16 protein-coding genes are annotated in these 19,290 nt (G+C 48.8%); 1 reads left to right on the forward strand and 15 read right to left on the reverse strand.

Annotation, left to right across the window (positions count from 1 at the left end; genetic code table 11):
* Nucleotides 1-7: 7 nt before the first annotated feature.
* The 10 genes from SPTER_RS22230 to selA all read right to left on the reverse strand — a co-directional run bounded on the left by SPTER_RS22230 (nucleotide 8) and on the right by selA (nucleotide 14,429).
* Nucleotides 8-772 carry an ABC transporter ATP-binding protein gene (locus SPTER_RS22230; protein ID WP_144352381.1) on the reverse strand — a complete coding sequence of 255 codons (765 nt, stop codon included), beginning with the start codon at nucleotides 770-772 and terminating at the stop codon, nucleotides 8-10.
* Nucleotides 750-1,718: a branched-chain amino acid ABC transporter permease gene (locus SPTER_RS22235; RefSeq protein WP_144352382.1), complete on the reverse strand. Its 969-nt coding sequence runs from the start codon at nucleotides 1,716-1,718 to the stop codon at nucleotides 750-752. The genes SPTER_RS22230 and SPTER_RS22235 overlap by 23 nt, the downstream gene beginning before the upstream one ends.
* A gap of 10 nt (nucleotides 1,719-1,728) precedes the next feature.
* A complete protein-coding gene (locus SPTER_RS22240; protein ID WP_144352383.1) occupies nucleotides 1,729-2,625 on the reverse strand; it encodes a branched-chain amino acid ABC transporter permease in 897 nt (298 codons plus the stop codon).
* 109 nt (nucleotides 2,626-2,734) lie between these two features.
* Nucleotides 2,735-3,907, reverse strand: a complete 1,173-nt coding sequence (locus tag SPTER_RS22245) for an ABC transporter substrate-binding protein (protein ID WP_144352384.1) — start codon at nucleotides 3,905-3,907, stop codon at nucleotides 2,735-2,737.
* Between the two features lie 347 nt (nucleotides 3,908-4,254).
* Complete coding sequence (locus SPTER_RS22250; protein WP_144352385.1) at nucleotides 4,255-5,433, reverse strand: ABC transporter substrate-binding protein; 1,179 nt, start codon at nucleotides 5,431-5,433, stop codon at nucleotides 4,255-4,257.
* A 332-nt stretch (nucleotides 5,434-5,765) separates the two neighbouring features.
* Nucleotides 5,766-8,075, reverse strand: coding sequence for an FAD-dependent oxidoreductase (locus SPTER_RS22255; protein ID WP_144352386.1), 2,310 nt, complete (start codon nucleotides 8,073-8,075; stop codon nucleotides 5,766-5,768).
* Between the two features lie 12 nt (nucleotides 8,076-8,087).
* A complete protein-coding gene (locus SPTER_RS22260) occupies nucleotides 8,088-9,725 on the reverse strand; it encodes a glutamate synthase-related protein (RefSeq protein WP_144352387.1) in 1,638 nt (545 codons plus the stop codon).
* The gene (locus tag SPTER_RS22265) at nucleotides 9,713-10,819 is read right to left on the reverse strand and encodes a class II glutamine amidotransferase domain-containing protein (protein ID WP_144352388.1); all 1,107 of its coding nucleotides are present in this window, start codon (nucleotides 10,817-10,819) and stop codon (nucleotides 9,713-9,715) included. The genes SPTER_RS22260 and SPTER_RS22265 overlap by 13 nt, the downstream gene beginning before the upstream one ends.
* Before the next feature lie 328 nt (nucleotides 10,820-11,147).
* Nucleotides 11,148-13,028, reverse strand: a complete 1,881-nt coding sequence (gene selB, locus SPTER_RS22270; RefSeq protein ID WP_144352389.1) for a selenocysteine-specific translation elongation factor — start codon at nucleotides 13,026-13,028, stop codon at nucleotides 11,148-11,150.
* An 18-nt stretch (nucleotides 13,029-13,046) separates the two neighbouring features.
* Nucleotides 13,047-14,429: an L-seryl-tRNA(Sec) selenium transferase gene (selA, locus tag SPTER_RS22275; RefSeq protein ID WP_144352390.1), complete on the reverse strand. Its 1,383-nt coding sequence runs from the start codon at nucleotides 14,427-14,429 to the stop codon at nucleotides 13,047-13,049.
* A 418-nt stretch (nucleotides 14,430-14,847) separates the two neighbouring features.
* Here selA and yyaC point away from each other — a divergent pair, with 418 nt between their 5' ends.
* Entirely contained in the window at nucleotides 14,848-15,345 is a 498-nt protein-coding gene (yyaC, locus tag SPTER_RS22280) for a spore protease YyaC (protein WP_246105399.1), read from the forward strand.
* A 147-nt stretch (nucleotides 15,346-15,492) separates the two neighbouring features.
* Here yyaC and SPTER_RS22285 read toward each other — a convergent pair whose 3' ends face one another.
* The 5 genes from SPTER_RS22285 to SPTER_RS22305 all read right to left on the reverse strand — a co-directional run bounded on the left by SPTER_RS22285 (nucleotide 15,493) and on the right by SPTER_RS22305 (nucleotide 19,290).
* Complete coding sequence (locus tag SPTER_RS22285; protein ID WP_144352392.1) at nucleotides 15,493-15,873, reverse strand: bactofilin family protein; 381 nt, start codon at nucleotides 15,871-15,873, stop codon at nucleotides 15,493-15,495.
* A gap of 16 nt (nucleotides 15,874-15,889) precedes the next feature.
* Entirely contained in the window at nucleotides 15,890-16,819 is a 930-nt protein-coding gene (locus SPTER_RS22290) for a M23 family metallopeptidase (RefSeq protein ID WP_246105400.1), read from the reverse strand.
* 64 nt (nucleotides 16,820-16,883) lie between these two features.
* Nucleotides 16,884-17,402: a DUF4446 family protein gene (locus SPTER_RS22295; protein ID WP_144352393.1), complete on the reverse strand. Its 519-nt coding sequence runs from the start codon at nucleotides 17,400-17,402 to the stop codon at nucleotides 16,884-16,886.
* 41 nt (nucleotides 17,403-17,443) lie between these two features.
* Entirely contained in the window at nucleotides 17,444-18,139 is a 696-nt protein-coding gene (locus SPTER_RS22300; RefSeq protein ID WP_144352394.1) for a DUF554 domain-containing protein, read from the reverse strand.
* Nucleotides 18,139-19,290, reverse strand: a complete 1,152-nt coding sequence (locus SPTER_RS22305; protein WP_144352395.1) for an aminotransferase class V-fold PLP-dependent enzyme — start codon at nucleotides 19,288-19,290, stop codon at nucleotides 18,139-18,141. Before SPTER_RS22305 ends, SPTER_RS22300 begins: the two co-directional genes overlap by 1 nt.

The following is a 19,290-nucleotide window of genomic DNA, read 5'->3' on the forward strand; positions in this document are numbered from 1 at the left end:
CCATAATCTAAACCTCCTCACCGAGGTAGGCCTCGATAACCCGTGGATTATTTTTAATTTCCTGTGGCGTTCCCTGGGCAATAATACTGCCATAATCAAGAACATAGATCCGCTCACAGACGCCCATAACCAGGCTCATATCATGTTCGATCAACAGAATGGTGAGATTAAACTCCTTCTTTATCCAGCGAATCATGTCCATAAGCTGATGCGTCTCCTGGGGATTCATCCCCGCAGCCGGTTCATCTAGCAATAATAGCTTAGGCTGAGCTGCCAGCGCCCGGGCAATTTCCAGCCGGCGCTGTTCACCATAGGGGAGGTTTTTGGCAATTTCGTCTTTTTTATCTGCCAGTTGAAAAATTTCCAAAAAACGAATAGCCTTCTCCTCAAGCTCCGCTTCTTCCGAATGATAGCCGCCCATGCGCAGGAAAGATGCTATAAGACCATACTTTACGTGAAAATGATAGGCAATTTTTACATTGTCAAGCACAGTAAGATCGGCAAACAGCCTGATATTCTGGAAAGTGCGGGCAATCCCCCGCTGGGTAATCTGGTAGGGCTTGAGGCCAACAACACTTTGGCCGTCAAACTCGATTTGCCCTTCTGTTGGCTCATACACCCCGGTTAGGAGGTTAAACGCCGTTGTCTTACCGGCACCGTTAGGGCCAATGAGGCCTACCAGTTCACCGGGCGCAATATCAATCTCAAAATTAGAGACCGCCCGCAGGCCGCCAAAAACTTTTGACAGCTTAGTTGCCTTGAGTAGAGTCATGTTTCTTACCTCCTGTCAAGCGGCCCAGCATCTTCAGGCTTAACTCTTTATTGCCAAACAGGCCCTGCGGCCGGTACAACATTAAAATGATGAGCATCAGCGAATAGATAATCATCCGCCACTCGGGGTAGCTGGCAAGCGCCGCTGACACAAAGGTCAGTAAAACAGCAGCGGTAATACTGCCGGAGATGCTGCCGAGGCCGCCCAATACCACCATTGTCAAAATATCAAACGATTTCATAAACGTAAAAGATGCCGGATGGGCAATATAAAAATAATGGGAGAACAAAGAACCGGCCACACCGGCAAAAGCTGCCCCCAGAGTAAAAGCCAGCACCTTATATTTGGTTGTATCGACCCCCATGGCTTCGGCGGCAATTTCGTTTTCACGAATAGAAATACACGCCCGGCCGTGGGTGGAGTCAATAAAATTCTTAATGGCAAATACCGTAAACACGACAAGTCCAAATACCCAGGTAAAATCGGTATAACGGGGGATACCCATAAAGCCTGACGCCCCGCCAACATAGGGAATGTTGAGGATACAAATCCGGATGATTTCACCTAAGCCCAAGGTTGCAATTGCCAGATAATCCCCATTTAAACGCAAGGTTGGCAGACCAATAGCAAAACCTAACAGGCCGGCGCCAAGGGCGCCGCCAAGTATGGCAACAATAAAAGGCAGTTGCAACTTTACAGTCAGTACGGCACTCATATAGGCGCCAACAGCCATAAAACCGGCATGACCGATAGAGAACTGCCCGGTAAAACCGTTAATAAGATTAAGGCTTACAGCTAAAATAATATTAATGCCAATCAGAACAATATTAAGCTGCCAGAAAGGCCCGATTACATCAGCAAGGATCAGGCTCTGAACAGTGGCATACACTAGTATACAGGCCACTAACCCTATAAGATCTGTTTTAGTTTTCCTTCGCAAATTCATGGCCTGTCACCTACACTTTCTCCCGGATATTTTTACCCAAGAGACCAGTTGGTCTCCACAGCAGGATAATAATCAAAATCCCAAACGCAACAGCGTCCCGGAAGGTTGAAGACCAAAAGCCGCTGACCAATGCTTCAATAACCCCCAGCATAGTGCCGCCAAGCATGGCACCGGGAATGCTGCCGATACCGCCTAACACTGCAGCGACAAAGGCTTTTAGACCAGGCATGATCCCCATCAACGGATCAATCGAGTTATAGTAAATACCAACAAGCACACCGGCTGCCGCCGCCAGTGCCGAACCAACCCCAAAGGTAAAAGAGATTACCCGGTCAACATCAATCCCCATAAGCCGGGCAGCATCGGTATCAAAGGACACAGCCCGCATCGCTTTTCCCATTTTTGTTTGTTGTACGACATAGGTCAGAATGACCATTAATAGCAGGGATACCACTAAAATAACAACTTGCTGGCTGTTAATAATCAGACCCCCGACATTATATATCTCGGCATTAAAAACTGCCGGAAAAGTCCGTGGCTGAGGTGACACCAGCAGCATTCCGCTATACTCTAAAAACAGGGATACGCCAATAGCCGCGATCAAAATCGCAATCTTAGGCGCACTCCGCAGAGGCCTGTACGCTACTTTTTCAATTGTCATACCGAGAATAGCCGCAGTAGCCATTGAAAAAAGCAGCGCCGGAACAAAAGAAAACTTAAATACAGATGTGGCAAAATAACCTGCATAGGCGCCCACCATGTATATGTCGCCATGGGCGAAATTGATCAGCCTGATTATACCGTAAACCATGGTATAACCCAGCGCAATGAGCGCATAAATGCTGCCCAGGGAAATACCATTAATTAGTTGTTGCCCAAATTGTACAATTAAGCTTGAGGAATCCAATGCGCTCTCCCCTCTCCATTTCAAAAAGTATTATTATATATTGAAGGGCCGGGTTGGTCCGGATGGCCGGGAAAATCCCGGCCACAGGGAACGCAACATCCACCCTAACTTAGGGATTTACCTTCTCTTTAAAGGTTTGCTTGCCGTCTTTCATTTCAATAATTACGGCACTCTTAACCGGATCGTGGGTAGCATTGAAGGTAATTAAACCAGATACGGCCTGATAATCCTTGGTTTTAGCCAATTCTTCCTTAATCTTCACAGGGTCTGCACTGTTGGCCCGTTTTATCGCTTCAATCACCATCATAGTAGCGTCATAGGATAAGGCGGCAAAAGCATCCGGAGTCTGATTGTACTCTTTTTTATAAGCTTCGACAAAGGTTTTTACCGCCGCACTGTTATCGTCAGGCGAATAGTGATTGCTGAAGAAGCTGTTATTTAAAGCCTGAGCACCGCCGATTTCCGGCAATTTAGCCGAATCCCAGCCGTCCCCGCCCAGGAAAGGGACAGTAAGTCCAAGCTCGCGGGCTTGTTTAATAATCATACCAACTTCCTGATAATAACCGGGAACAAACACTACATCAGGATTCTGAGACTTGATTTTGGTCAGCGTTGATTTAAAATCAGTATCTTTTGCTAAATACGCTTCACTGGCGACAATTTTTCCACCATTTTTTTCAAAGGTTTCCTGGAAGAACTGGCCTAACCCTTTAGCATAGTCACTGGAGTTATCAATATATACGGCAGCCGTCTTGGCCGAAAGTGATTTTTGGGCAAAGGTAGCCATAACCGAACCTTGGAACGAATCAATAAAAGCTGCGCGGAAGTTAAAATCACGCACCTTGCCGCTGTTAGGGTCAACAGTAACTTTGGGATTTGATGCAGTCGGGCTGATAGCCAATACTTTGTTATCAGCATTAACCTGGGCCGCAGCAATAACACTGGATGAAGCAATCGGGGCAATAACAGCCACCACCTTATCCTGGGTTACCAGCTTTTGCATGGCATTGGCTGCTTCCGCTGCTTCACTTTTATTATCGGCCACAACTAAAGTAAGCTGTTTACCAAGCACACCACCTTTGGCATTTACTTCCGTGATTGCTAATTTAGCGGCATTTGTTGCCGACTGGCCAAAAGTGGCATTGCCACCGGTCATCTCCAGGTTGGCGCCAAGCTTGATTACATCTGCCTGCTGGCCGCCGCCGCAACCGGCAGCGAGTCCGGCCACCATCAGCACACCTACCATTACACTTACCAACTTTGCAAATCTTGTTTTTGACATGGTTTCCCCTCCCAAATATCAAAACTGGATACCGTGATGCAAATATTGCAGTACAGTATCGACCCCTTGCGTTGAGACCCAATCAGCGTAAAAAGCAACAGATCTCAACAGTTGTTAGTACCCGTATGTCCACTAACAACAACTACTTGTTTCGCATACAGTGTAATTATAGGGGCCTTGTCCATCTCTGTCAATACTTTCAGCACAGTACATCTTACTATTTGTCCACGGAGGAGATACTTTAATTGTATTGCTGTTATTAAAAAGGGATAAGGCCTTAGCCTTACCCCTTGCACTCCATTGTACACGGCAGAGTTTATTGTCACAATATTTTAAATATCCAGGTATTAGGGATTTATCTTTTCTTTAAAGGATTGCTTACCATCTTTCATTTCAATGACGACTGCGCTTTTTACCGGATTATGGTTGGCATCAAGGGTAAGAATCCCGGTGCTTACCTGTAGATTTTTCGTTTGTTCCAGAGCATCGCGGATTTTGGCAGGATCAGCACTGCCGGCACGTTTAATCGCATCAATGATTACCAGGCCGGAGTCATAGCCGAGAGCTGCCAAGGCGCTTGGCTCCTGACCGTATTCTTTTTTGAAGGCTTCCACGAATTTTACTATATTAGGATCTTTATCCTGTGAGGAATAGTGGTTGCTGAAAAAGCCGTTGTTAAGGGGGGCAGCACCGGCAATATCAACCAGCTTGCTGTCATCCCAGCCGTCTGTCCCCAGCAGCGGCACAGTGATGCCAAGCTCGCGGGCCTGTTTGACAATTTTGCCCACTTCCTCATAATAAGCGGGGATAAAAATTACATCAGGGTTAGTGCTTTTGATTTTAGTCAAGGTAGCTTTAAAGTCGGTATCCTTCTGCAAGAAGCCTTCCTTAGCTACGATCTTGCCACCGGACTGAGTAAAAGCTGTCTCGAAAACCTCGGCCAGACCTTTGGAGTAGTCTGAGCTGTTGTCAATATAGATAGCGGCTGTTTTGGCATTGACACTTTTGCTGGCGAAATCAGACATTACTTTACCTTGGAAAGGGTCAATGAAGCAGGCGCGGAATACGTAAGGCCGTACTTTGCCATTATCAACCGTTACTTTAGGGTTCGTCGCGGTAGCAGTAAGTACCGGGATTTTATTATCTTGAGCAATTTGCAGGGTAGCCAATACATTGGAACTGGATACCGGGCCAAGCACAGCCACGACCTTATCCTGGGTTATCAGTTTGGTAATCGCATTAGCTGCCTCGGCTGGTTCTGATTTGTTGTCAGCCACTACAAAGGTAAGCTGTTTTCCCAGTACGCCGCCGGCGGCATTGGCTTCTTTGAAGGCCAGCTTAATACCATTAGTTGTTTGGTTGCCAAAATTAGCAATCCCGCCGGTCATTTCAAAGTTACCGCCAATTTTAATATCTTTGGCATCGGCAGTCTGTGATGACGTTGCCCCGCCGCAGCCTGCCACCAGGCCGGCCAGCATGGTGAGCCCTACTGCTAAACTGATAAACGTTAGCCACTTTTTACTCACGGTAAATCCCTCTTTTCTCCTCAATCTTCTTTCTACATGCACAAAGGACACGGGGAACAATCTGTCTGGCTAGCATAAGAGAAAAGTACAGTATAAAATTCCAAATCAGATTCGTTCCAGGTTTACAGTTTGTTAAAACCCCAAACCCCATGTTCCCCAGTCGCAGATATTTGTGTGCATATGTCTATAAATATTATTATATTGGCAAGCCCAGCGACCTGTCAATACGTTTTTTTCAACACTTGTAATTTTATTGTTTTTGCAGAACGGATTAAAGTCCACAAAATACAAAACATCTCCGCCTTCTGTCCTGTCAGCGGAGATGTTTTGTATTATCGATAAAACTGAATCGGCTCCCCGTTAGTGTCCATACTCCAGACACCACAGGGGCAAATGCCGGCACAGATACCGCAGCCGATGCATTTATTCGGGTCAGACATATATTCTGCTCCCGCTTGGCCGGGTATTCGGGTAATTGCGTTTTCCGGACAAGACTTCAGACACATATGACAATCACGGCAAGTACCACAGCTGATACAGCGGTTATAATCATTATTGGCTTCAGGCACATCACAACTATGACATTTCTTGAAATAGGCCGTGCTCATCCTGTCAGGAGAAATCTTCGTCTTTTGGACAGCAGTATAACTGCTGTTCCCCAGGTAAGCATTGGCGGCAAGTGCCGCCTGGCGGCCAGCTCCGATGGCATCTACCAGCCTGCCCGGGCGAATGGTGTCGCCGGCAATAAAGATACCGGCGCCAACACTATAATCAGGAGCCGGCTGTAGACAACCGCGGTCAAAGGCAAAATCGGCAGGCAGGAAGCCAAGATCCGGGGTCTCGCCGATTGAGATGATGACAGTATCGCCTTTAATCAGCTGTCCGTCCTGAGTGATAATCCCTTCAGCTGTTACCTCTTTAGTAAATACCGGCCAGAGAATCTCCCCCCCCAGGGCCTGCACATGGGCAAGCTCATGGGCAAAGGCCGCCGGCCGTTGAACGTCAATACAGGTCACCTGCTCGGCCCCCAGGCTGTAGGCGCCGACCGCGACATCCATCCCGGAGTTGCCGCAGCCAATTACAATGACTTTCTTCCCAATACCAGGACGTTCACCCCGGTTTATCGCTTTGAGGAAATCCAACCCCTTGACCAGGCGTTCGTGGCCGGGCCAGGAGATCACCTTCGTAATATGAGCACCGGTGGTAACGATCACTGCATCATAGCTGGCTTTTATTGAGGAAAACTTTTTTTGGTCAACCGCTACGCCTGTTTTAATCGCAACCCCCATTTTTTCAATCCTGGCAATCTCCCGCGCCAAGGTTGCCTGTGGCAGACGCGTGCGGGGAATAACCTGCTCCATTTTGCCGCCGGCTTTGGCATCAGCTTCAAATACCGTTACCTCATGCCCTAGCCGGGCCAGCTGCCAGGCAGCAGTCAGGCCGGCCGCACCGCCGCCAATAACAGCGACCTGCTTGCCTGTCTTAACTTCAGCCCGCGCCAGATCCGCTTCAGCCGAATAACTGCCCAATTTACCGATTTGCGCTGAGATATCAACAGCCTTCCGGGTACAATCATCCATACATAAGTTCGGACATACCGAGCCGCATACCGAGCCGGGAAACGGCGTATATTCGAGCACCAGCCGATAGGCTTCATCAATCTTGCCGTCCCGCAGCAGATTAAAGCGCTGTTGGGAAGGAATCGAAGCTGTACAGTTAAATTCGCAGGGCGCGCTGTATTTGGCATTCTCCCAAACCGGAACCCGCCGGCGGTATACACCGGTGGCAATAGCACCGATAACCGCGAAATCATCATCACAGACATCGCCGAAGATGCTGCCAGGCACCCAAGTGCCGGTCCGAAAAGCATTAAGATTGGTGTTAGCTCTTTTAGGGCGTTCATCATAAGAAAGGGGAACTACTTTCTGCCATTCACTCCACACAGTCAGCTGGCTGCGGATTTCCTGCCGCCCGATGGCAGTCAGAAAATCATCCATCTTACCGTCAAGATAGGAAATATCGTCGGCATTTAGTGTCAGTATCTTAGTATCTTTCGCCGATATGCCCTGGGCCCGGCCCCGGAAATAAACAATACCGCCGACCATGCCTGTACAGGCACGATCGCCTAAAACAGATGCAAACTGATCGCTGTCATAGCCGCACACTACGGCAATGCCGCCCCCCATGAATTCAAAGGCAAAACTACCGACATTTTTCAACACCCAAAACTCAGGGGCCTCATACAAGGGATCATGCTTCATCAGTGAACCGGAGCGGGTTCCGGCCCGCCCGCCAACATAGATACTGCCGGCAGCCGCACAATGGGCCGTAGTATCGCCGCCGTCACCCTTAACGATAATCCGGCCGCCGGCATTAAGCCAGCCGACGTCGGCCGAGGCTGAACCCTCCACAATAATTTCGGTACCCGGCAGACACATCGAACCGACCCGCTGCCCGGCATTTCTTACAATAAACTTAAGCGGCTTGCCTTCCGGGTGCCATAGCGGACCGCCAATATCATGCTGACCTGCCGCTTCAATATGAAACTCTGTTTCTCCCTGGGCCAGCGCCGCATTGACACTCTCTAAGAGGTCTTGCGTTGACATCCGCTTATTGCCGTCAATTGTATTTATTTTAAACATGCGCATTCCCTCCTAGCATACATATTGGATAGCCAGCTTATCAGCAATCGCTCTATCGGTAGTTACCAGCGCATCCGAACGGCCAACAGGCAGTGAGCTGTTGCCGACCGGTGCCATCAGCTTTTTGAGTTCACTGTCTAGCGCCAGCATGTAGTCAACGATGTTCTGCGCCGCTTTATCAATATCCAGCCGTTTAACCAGCCGCGGGTTTTGTGTACATATCCCGGCCGGGCAGTTGCCGGTATTGCAGGCATTACAGCGTCCCAGTTCATTCCCCACACAGCCGCACAGCTGAATAAGGATTTTACCCAGGAATATACCATTGGCACCCAGGCAGATCATTTTGAACGCATCAGCAGCCGCGTTACCTGTCAGGCCAAGGCCTCCCCCCGCCCACAAGGGAATTTGCCCCTGGCGTCCTTGTTTAACAGCAGCCAGGTAGCATTCGCGGGTTTTGGATACCACCGGATGGCCGGTATGGTCAAGGGATACTTCATTGGCGGCACCGGTACCACCCTGAATCCCGTCCAGGAAAAACCCGCCGCAGATTTTATACGGGTCTCGCAAAAGGTTATTATAGACAGATACCGATGTGGCCGAGGCTGCACATTTAATAGCAACAGGAACGCGGAATTTAAAGGCGGCATTCATCGACATAAACATTTTTTGTACCGACTCTTCAATCGAATATAAACCCTGGTGATTAGGCGGCGATAAGAGGTCAGCCTTAGGCACACCCCGGATAGACTGAACCGGCTTAGATACCTTGGCTGCCGGCAACAAGCCGCCGTCACCGGGCTTTGCTCCCTGGCCGATTTTTATCAGAATTCCGGCCGGGTCAGCCTGCATATGCGGCATGGCCTGAACGATACGGTTCCAGCCAAAATGCCCTGAGGCAATTTGTAAAATCATATATTTTAGGTACTCCGACCGTAAAAGCTTAATCGGCATCCCCCCTTCGCCGGAAGACATCCGGACAGGCAGCTTATGCTTCTCATTCAGATAAGCCGTGGCTATCGCGACAGCTTCCCAGGCCCGGGTAGAGAGGGCGCCAATTGACATATCACTGAATATGACCGGATAAATCCAGTTAACAGGCGGTGTATGCCCACTCAGTGTAAGCTCATTACCGTCAGAAGTAAGCGGCAGCTCATGCGGCAGCAAAACACGGCCAAAAGGGGCCAGAATATCGAAAGTATGGCGTTCCGAGTCCAGGGCAGGGTCAGTCATCTGTGAAATACGGCCAACAACAATTTTATCCAAAGTCCGTTCATTATTACCGAGGTTATTACGGCCGCCCCGTTTTACCGTGGCCCCGCCGCTGCGATTGAGATAATTAATCCGCGAGTCAGGATTGCGCACCGGCTTAATCGCATTATTGGGGCAAACCTTTTCGCACATGCCACAGCCAACACAGGCATTAGCAACAGCTGCCCTTTGTTTAATTACCGGTATTGCCAGATGGCGCTGGCTGGGGTCCGGTTGATGCCCTGTTGAAACAGTCACCGACCGCCGTTCCATTACCGCCTCAATGGCGTTAAACGTACATGCGGCAACACAGCTGCCGCACATGGTACAGCGCTCACTGCTGTACTGCAGCTTCCACGGCAAATCGTTTACACTGACATCCTGTACTTTTACTGCTTCCATCGTTCTACCTCCAAGTCCGGGGTAATAACCACAACTTCCCGTTCATTCGGATAAATATCCTGTTCCTGATTACGTCCCGGCATGATCTGATTAAGGCCGCAAACTTCGGAGGAAATGGCAATCATCGTGCCATCACTGCCAACCACGACAGGGCGTAGTTTCTTGGAATCACAACAGGTCACCATCCGCCCGTCAGGCAGCATAGCAATAATGGTATTAGGTCCGTTAATTTCCAGATGACCTAGCGACTGACGAATCGCTGTCAATTCACGATGATCAGGCCGTTTGGCGATTTCATCAAAAGGCAATGGTGTAATGACATGTTTATAATACTTGATCGGCCACTTCAGGACATTAAGTACATAATGTAAAGTATAAAGAAAGTTTTGCGAGTCGGATTCAAACCCAATATAGCCGCGGTGCAAAGGTTTCTGGTATTCTTTATTCTTTGTATAAAAAGTATTTTCACCATTTGCGCACAGGGTATAGCCCTGCAGAAAGAACGGATGGGCGGCATAGCGCACAATTTCATAATTAGTATTCTGCCGGCACTGAACAACAATATTTTTGGCCATGAGTTCGCCGGTATTATCCCATAGTTTAAAATAGACAGCTATGTCGCGGGGATCACCAATCTCTTTCAGTGTCAAAACATCGGGCCAGAAAGAATACACATAGCCCTGATCTTCGTTCTCAAGTAACACTCGCAGAGCCAGCCGCGTGTCTAACAATAATTCTGCTTTGGCCTCCGGCGTGGCAGTACGGTAATATTCCGGATAATCATAGGCCCGGAATATATAATAGGGCATAGCTTTAATATCTAATCCGGGCTGACGGACACCACGGGGAATCCATTCATAAACAGGGGTAAAGTTGTTGGTTTCCATAAAGTGCTCTACCAGCGCGGCCCCTTTTTGGGTACAAGCCATGGATAATAATGGTTTATCTTTATAATTGGCGAAAACTCCTTCGAGGTCTTGCATGACCATGGCAAAACCGGAGTTATCGTGCCCCTCCTGCTGAGGCAGCATCAAATGCAGTGCCAGCGACGGATGAAATGCTACTTTGCTTTTTATAGCCCCTATTCTACACATTCTACTCTCCCACCCTCTTCAATCGGCTGCTGCTAACGCCCGTTTGAACATTCTAGTCAGCCTTATATTTAATAAGGAACAAAAAAAAGCCCAGCGCGAAGATACCCCTCCCTTGGGACCTTCCGCCGGGTCTTTTATACCCACGGTGTAGTGCGTGCCACGCTGCACCTGTGCCGCTTGGTCCAGACCGCTGTAGCAGCGCGGAACCCTAGACACACTCCCTTAAAACATATGTACATTCCAAAAATACCGAAATGTACACTATATGTTTTGAGTTTAATTATAGAAACGAATCGTTTTGCTGTCAATATGCAAATTTAAAGTAAGTTTATTCTGATAAATCCAGGATTTTACGGCTAGGATAGCGAACATCTCCAATCCTCACTGTATATTTATTCACATCAAGGTATTCCATTACCGGTACTGCGATCTTGCGTGAAGTGTTCAGTATATCCCGTAACTCTGACACTGTAAGTGTCTCATGGCCTTGAAAATGCTTGTGAATAAGCTGTACAATGTACTGAATTGTTTTGCGGTATACAAAAATATCATTAACCTTTATTAGCACGCCGGCCCGCGTAAGGATGTCATGAGCAGCCTTAGATTTATCGGCCGGCAATAATAATTTTTGCGCCAGCAAGGCCGGGCTAACGTTTTCCAAGCCAATATTTTCCAAAAAAACTGCCGCTTGGCCAACCAGTTCCTGTTTCCAGTCACCATGTTTGTCGGCATGGCTCTTTAACGCAAGATCGCCGCCGGTAATTGCCACCATGCCCTTGCGTAGCCATACTGCCAGTAATGTTTCAAAGCTTTTTTCAGCAAGCTGCAGCTTCTGCCGGATTATTTCTTTGGATAAGCCACTCCGCTCTGGCTGGGTTTTATGATACTCTTTCAGAATACCGGTAATAGCTCTGGTTTGTTGATCAAATATCTCTGCGGCAATATAGGTCCCGTCCAGACAATGTATTCTTGCCTGTGCAGTCAGCTTATCAATTATTTCATCCACAGTTTTGTCGGACAAATAGCCACTTTGTTGCCGGATTTCCGCCCTTGTCAGCAACAAGGGGCTTTCGGCCAGGCGGTAATAAACAGCTGCAGACAGATCGGCCGTACTCACCGCTGCCGCCAGGGCAGTTCGGCTGGCGGTTAAACGCCTTGTGGCCCGGCCTGGGGCTATTAAGGTAACCCCTCCCAGCAGATGCTGCGGCGAATATAGCCTGATAATACCCCGGTCACCACTGCCGGCGGCTAGCGGTTGTTCCAAAATTAGCCGCATCAGACGATGAGAGGCTCCTTTAAAAGCATAAATCCTGCCCAGAAATTCACCGGTTCCTAAATGCAACCTGACGCGCAGGCCACTCTCGACGGCCTGCAGCCAATCGGCAGCCACATCCCAGATCTGGCTGACTTCTCCCCGTTCAACCGCGCTGAGGATCATACCCCGGCTGATTTGCTCCAGTTCCGGCCCGGCTAGATTAACGGCTGCCCGCTGACCGGCCACAATCCCGTTAACCTTAGCGCCATGCCACTCCAGGCCGCGCACACGAATAAGCTGGCCTGACGGATACAATCTTAGGGTATCACCAACCTGAGCTTGTCCGCTTAATACCGAGCCGGTCACCACAAGGCCATGACCTTTAATGGAAAAGACCCGGTCAAGCCAAAGTCGGAAAGGCGCATTACAATCCCTGGCAGTCAACCGGCCTGCTATTTCGGCCAACTTCTCCCCAAGTTCCGCAATCCCTTCGCCAGTGAGCGCCGATACCCGGCAAAGGGGAGCATTCTTTAAAAAAGTTGGCTCTATAAACTCTCTTATATCACTCTCAATAAGCTCCAGCCATTCGTTATCTGCTTTATCTATTTTATTGACAACAATAATTCCCTGTTTGATTCCATATAATTCAAGCATGGCTAAATGTTCTCTGGTCTGGGGCATAACCCCCTCATCGGCCGCTATAACCAGCAGGACCAGATCAATACCGCCTGTTCCGGCCAGCATATTTTTTAGAAAACGTTCATGGCCGGGTACATCGACAATCCCCGCAACCAGCTCAGCGCGCAAAGGCAGGGCGGCGAACCCCAAATCAATGGAAATTCCCCGTAGCTTTTCCTCTTTCAGCCGGTCGGTATCAGTCCCAGTCAGTGCCCTGATCACAGCCGACTTGCCATGGTCAACATGGCCGGCAGTACCAATGATAACACACTTCAAGATGCTCTTTCCTCCTGACTAAGACATAGTCTTAAAAGCTGCAGCAATCTCCGGCAAGTCCCGCTCGGCTAAGCAGCGCACATCAAAAATAACCCTCTCGTCTTGTATCCGGACAACAATCGGCATCTCCCTTTGCCGCAGACGGCTCTCCAAACACCCGGCACTTATGCCCGGCAGGGTTACAGCCACACCATAGCCTGTCAGCACGGCTGCCGGCAAGGCCCCTCCTCCCACCGGCGAGTTTAATGCTACTACCTGGCAAGTAAGCAGCGGGTTCTGCTGAACAAGCAACCGATACAGACCTTCAGCCCGCTCCTTTAAAGCCCGGGGGGTTATCGTCAGCATTGCCAGCACCGGAATATCCTGCCAGGGATCGCCGGCCATATAGTCCTGCAGAGTGCCTTCAAGGGCGGCTAATGACAGCTTATCAATACGGACGGCCCGCAGCAGCGGATGTGTCTTCATTAGGTGGATATACTCTGCCTTCCCGGCAATAATGCCCCCCTGCCCGGCCCCCAGCAGTTTATCACAGCTAAAAGTAACAAGATCAAATCCCAGGGCCAGCTGCTCGATAACTGACGGCTCTGTCTGCCCTCCTACTGCTAAAGATCTTAGCGTACCACTGCCCAAATCCTCAATCACCGGCAAACGGTGCTTGTGGGCTAACGCGGCGAGACCGGCTCCATCCGGCTGCGACGTAAAACCAACAATACAATAATTACTGGTATGAACTTTTAGAATCGCTGCCGTATTCGGGCCAATGGCCTGTTCATAATCGCCCAGGTGTGTTTTATTGGTAGTGCCAACCTCAACAAGAACAGCACCACTTTGTTTTAAAACATCAGGAATACGGAAAGAACCGCCGATTTCCACGAGCTCGCCGCGACTGACAATAACCTCCCGCCCCCGGGCTACAGACGATAAGACTAACAATACCGCTGCCGCGTTATTATTAACGATAAGTACATCTTCCGCCCCCGTCAGTTGGCGGAGTTTTTCTGCAACATGTTCATAGCGGCTGCCGCGTTCGCCTGAGTTTATATTATATTCAAGGGTGCTATAACCTTCCATAATCTGAGAAACACTGGCAATGGCACGCCGGCCAAGCGGTGCCCGCCCCAGATTGGTATGTAACACAACCCCCGTAGCATTAATCACTTTGCGTAAGCTGGAACGGGTTTGGTACTCAAGCAGCTGTCTGGCAGTTGTAACAAGCGCCTCAGGGCTGGTATCCACATTGTCCCCCTTAACTAGTACTGTTCGCAACTGGTCAGTGACTTTACGCAAACAGGCAATGATTAAATTACGGGGATACTTATTCATATCAGGCTCAGCTGCAGCAACAGCAACGAGGCGGTCAATAGCAGGTATTAAACGTAGCTTCCTATTATCTGCACTCATTTAGTCTATTCCCCCCACCAGGTTCTTTGGCGATTTATGGGCCGTAAAGATTCGCTGTATACCCTCCAATGATTATTTACAGACAGGCTTTAGCGCGGAATGCAAACGATTGAATGTTGTCACTATCCTGCCTGGAAAGAAATATCGTTTGGTTTTCATATATAATCATTGTTAAATTTTTCTTATTTTATTCCTTTATTGCCGGGAAAATTCCTGCTATTACGTATAGATTTAGCATTACTTACACATAATGGTAATATCAAATATCTTTACCGGGAGCTGTGGCATGCTAAATAACATATTAAATTTCCCAGGCCTGAATAAACTATCGCCTATCAAACAACCCCCGCCGGCACCTGAACCTACACAGGAATCGAGATTTAATATTGCCCAGCCTAGTGCTGTATACGACTTGGCAATGTCTGTACGGACCCTTGTCCAGGGTGCCAGGGCTGAGGGGCGTGACATTGTGGTCCTGTGTATCGGCACTGACCGCTCGACAGGCGATTCCCTAGGTCCGCTGACAGGAACTAAACTTAAGAATATTAATTTATTTCCTCATATCTACGGCACTCTCGATGATCCGGTCCATGCCACTAACCTTGAGTCTATGCTCAAATCCATTAACACTGCTTTTCCAGCCCCTTTTGTCATTGCTGTGGATGCCTGCTTGGGCAAACTTGAGAATGTAGGCTATGTTACACTGGGGCAGGGTTCTCTTAAACCGGGGGCGGCAGTCAACAAAGACCTGCCGCCGGTCGGCAATGCCTATATAACCGGCATTGTTAATGTCGGCGGCTTTATGGAGCATTTGGTACTGCAGAGTACCCGTTTGAATTTGGTCATGAAAATGGCTGATACAATCGCCCATGGTTTATCATTTGGTTTAGGGCGCCCCCAGATTCATACACAGTAAAACGCAGAAGAAATAAAGAAAACACGGCTTGCGCCGAGCCTTTGGCGAAAGCGTAAGCCGATGTTGCCCTGATCCAGGGAAAAAATCTTTTTAGCAGGATAAAAAGACCAGGCTACTAGAAAACTAGTAGCCTGGTCTTTTTGGGGATTACTCATCTTCGCCGCCAGCCGACTCCTTGAGCATCTGGCAGGCACCGCGGAATACCGCGCCCTCATTAATAGTTAAAATACCAACCTTAATATCCCCGTACACTTTGGCGGTAGGCAGTAGTTCCAATTTATCTGAAACCTCGATATTGCCGGTGATTGTACCGGCAATAATTACGTTACAGGCTTTTAATTGCGCCTGTAACCGGCCACTTTCACCAATCACAACATCACCAACAGTAACCAGTTCTCCCTCGTGCTGGCCATCAATACGGATCGTCCCCTGCGAGGAAATACTACCCTTAAAAGAGGTATCCCGTCCGAGAATCGTGCCAACCTGATCACTCATACTAATGGCCTGTTTCTTGCTGCTGCCAAACATGGTTGCGGCTCCTCCCTTATAAGAAACTGGACGGATTAACGGCCGTCCCATTTACGCGGATTTCATAATGGCAATGCGGCCCCGTGCTTATACCTGTGTTGCCCATATAAGCGATCGTCTCGCCTTTTTTTACTTTTTGTCCTGGCGCAACCAGCAATTCAGAATTATGTCCGTAAATTGTAATAATGCCGTTGCCATGATCAATCTCAACCAGTTTTCCATAACCGCCATACCAGGTACTATTGGCAACAACACCATCAGCAGTGGCAACAACCGGCGTACCGGTATCATTGGCAATATCAATCCCTGGGTGCCAGTCACTGCCCACCCCCCAAGGCGAACTGCGCCAGCCAAAACGTGAAGTAATGTCACCATTGGTCGGCCAAATAGACGGAGTGGCCGCTAAGCGCTCATTTTTCTCGATCAGCGAATTCTTTAACGCTAACAGGCTTTGTTCCCGTTCTTTAACAGAAGTTCCCAGCTCTTGCACCAGATTATTCAGTTCATTAATACCAGGTTTACTTTCTGGCCCCCCCAGGCCATTATGATTTCCCACCCTGACGGGTGCTGAACGGGAAGCACCTGTTGAGTCATCACTATTTACCAGCCGTCGCAAATCAGCATCCAGTTGATTCAGGCGGACCATATCTTCCTGTAGCTGAGCTGTCGTTCTCGCCAGTTCCTCCAACTGTGAATACTGTTTGCTGTTTACTTCCCGCAGCTGCGTCAGTTCCATTTTTTCCTGGGTGGCGATATTAGCCTGATAACGATAACTAAGCATCGTTCCCGACAGTATTGTAAGACAAATACCCAGCGCTGCGGCTGCATATTTGACAGTTTTAATTGGTATGCGCACACTAAATACAGATTTGGCATGATGTGGCACTATCATCAAGGTATATTCCCGTTTGTCAGGTTTTGGCGGTTTTGAATGCAATACTTTCACCTCTTAATTGTCTTTTATGCCTAATTGGATATTATTCGCCAAAAACTGCAAAAATCCTGCCATTTTATGAATTTTTTCCCAACGCTTTATTTAATGCGCCTTTTTCCTCATCGGTCAGGTAATACGCAGATTCACCCTTAGTTATTGGTTTTGCGTAAACCCGGGACTCATTCCGACCATAAATACTTGACAGCACAACCCCGGTTTTACTCCCGTCGAGTAAGGCCAGCGCAAAGCTTAGGTCACTGCCCGTATCTTCAAAAGCATTAAAACGGACAACACCAACATACTGAATAGAGGCGGCCGTAACTGTGGCGAGGCGGCGGCACTCGCCCTCCAGACGATTAACCTTGTCTACAGCCAGCCGGACTTCCTCAACATGCTGTACCAGTAACCGTTCGATATTAATGCCCTCCATGCCTGCCATCATTTTTTTATACCGTCTAGTCAATCTGCTCAACTTACGATTGATGTTGATAAAAACAATAAGAGCCAGAAAAATCAGCACGGTTAATACCAGTAATATATAAGGAAGATTTGTAGTAATGAATACAGTATACTGAGATATATCCAAAATCGACATTGTATCACCTTTCCTCTAATCTGCCCAGCAAATAAAGTTATTTACATTGGCGGCCAAAAATAAGCAATAACCGCAGCCGCAGGGATGGCTGGCAGCAAATTTGCCAGCCTTATTTTTTTTAGTTCCAGCATTAGTATGCTCACCCCAACGATAAGAATGCCGCCGGTGGCTGTCATTTCCTTAATTACATTGTCAGACAGAACCGCACTTAAAAACCCGGCTAGTAAGGTAATCAGCCCCTGATAAAGCAAAACGGATATACTGGAAAACATTACACCGATGCCCATAGTTGAGGCAAAGACAATAGCTGTAATTCCATCTAACAATGATTTGGCATACAGCGTACTGGTGTCACCGGTCAACCCATCCTGAATCGAACCAACAACAGACATTGCCCCAATGCAGTATATCAGGCTGGCAGTGACGAAACCGCGGCCAATACTGCTTTGGCCGCCGCCGCTCTGTTTGCCAAGTTTCAACGATAAACGCTCGCCAAGTTTATTTAGATAATGATCAATATTGAGGGCCTCGCCTATCACTGCCCCCATTGCCAGTCCTAAGATGACGACAAGTATATTTTCTGTTTTAAGTGCCATTTGTAGGCCTATAACCCCAACAGCCAACGCCATTCCCTGCATAATAGTATTGTGATATTTCTCAGGTATGCCCTGTTTTAATGCCAGTCCGATACCGGAGCCGACGAAAACAGCGGCAGCATTAACGATAGTTCCTTTCATTACCGCAAACCTCCCGGCAGCGCCAGCTCCCGTACGGCAGCAATGGCCTGTTCAATCTCCGCCCGAGTATTAAAATAGCCTGGGCTAAACCGCACAGTTCCTGTTTTAATCGTCCCCAGCGTCTGATGGGCCCAGGGAGCGCAGTGTAAACCGGCGCGGCAGGCGATGCCATATTCTCTGTCCAGAGCATGGGCTATCAGACCACTGTCCTTGCCGGCCAGCGTAAACGATACCACGGCGGTACGTCCGGCAGTACTTGCGGCTCCATAAAGTTTTACCGCCGCAATATCCTTTAAGCCGGCAAGGAGTAATTGCGTCAGTGCCAATTCTTTGGCCTGTATATTTTTTCTGCCGGTAGCCAGAATAAAGCGGACACCGGCTTTTAAGCCGGCAATGCCAGGGGTATTAGGTGTACCGCTTTCCAGCCGGTCAGGCATAAATTCCGGTTGGTTGTCAGATTCAGACAAACTGCCGGTACCGCCGACTCTAAGCGGGGCTACAGCCACTGTTCTGCTGACAAATAAGCCGCCGGTGCCCTGAGGCCCCAGCAGACCCTTATGACCGCTAAAGGCCAGTATATCAATGCCCATCCCGGCAACATCAATAGCTTCGACCCCGGCCGTCTGCGCAGCATCAACAATCAAAACAACCCCCTGCCGCCTGGTCATCTCTCCGACCTCGGCCACCGGCATAAGGGTACCGGTAACATTGGAAGCATGGCTCATAATGACGGCTTTAGGTTTATTGCTGATAGCGGCCCGCATTGCCGCCAAATCAAGCTGGCCGTCGCCGGAACAGGGGATAACCGTAACTTGTACGCCTTTGGCCTCAACAAAACGAACAGCCCTGGCGACAGCGTTGTGCTCCATGGCTGTTGTAACAATCCGGTCACCGGGACTTAATAGTCCAAATATAGACATACAGATAGCATCGGTGGCATTATGGGTAAACACGATCTGGTTCGCATCCTCAATGCCAAATAATTCAGCAAGCCCCTCACGCGCCTCATATAATAACAAACTGGCTTGACGCGCCATACTGTGACCGCCACGCCCCGGATTTGCTCCTATCAATCGTAAGCAATCATCAACAGCCTGATAGACAGACTCTGGCTTAGGCCAGGTTGTAGCCGCATTATCAAGATAAATCAA

It is taken from the genome of Sporomusa termitida (assembly GCF_007641255.1).
GTDB lineage: Bacteria > Bacillota > Negativicutes > Sporomusales > Sporomusaceae > Sporomusa > Sporomusa termitida.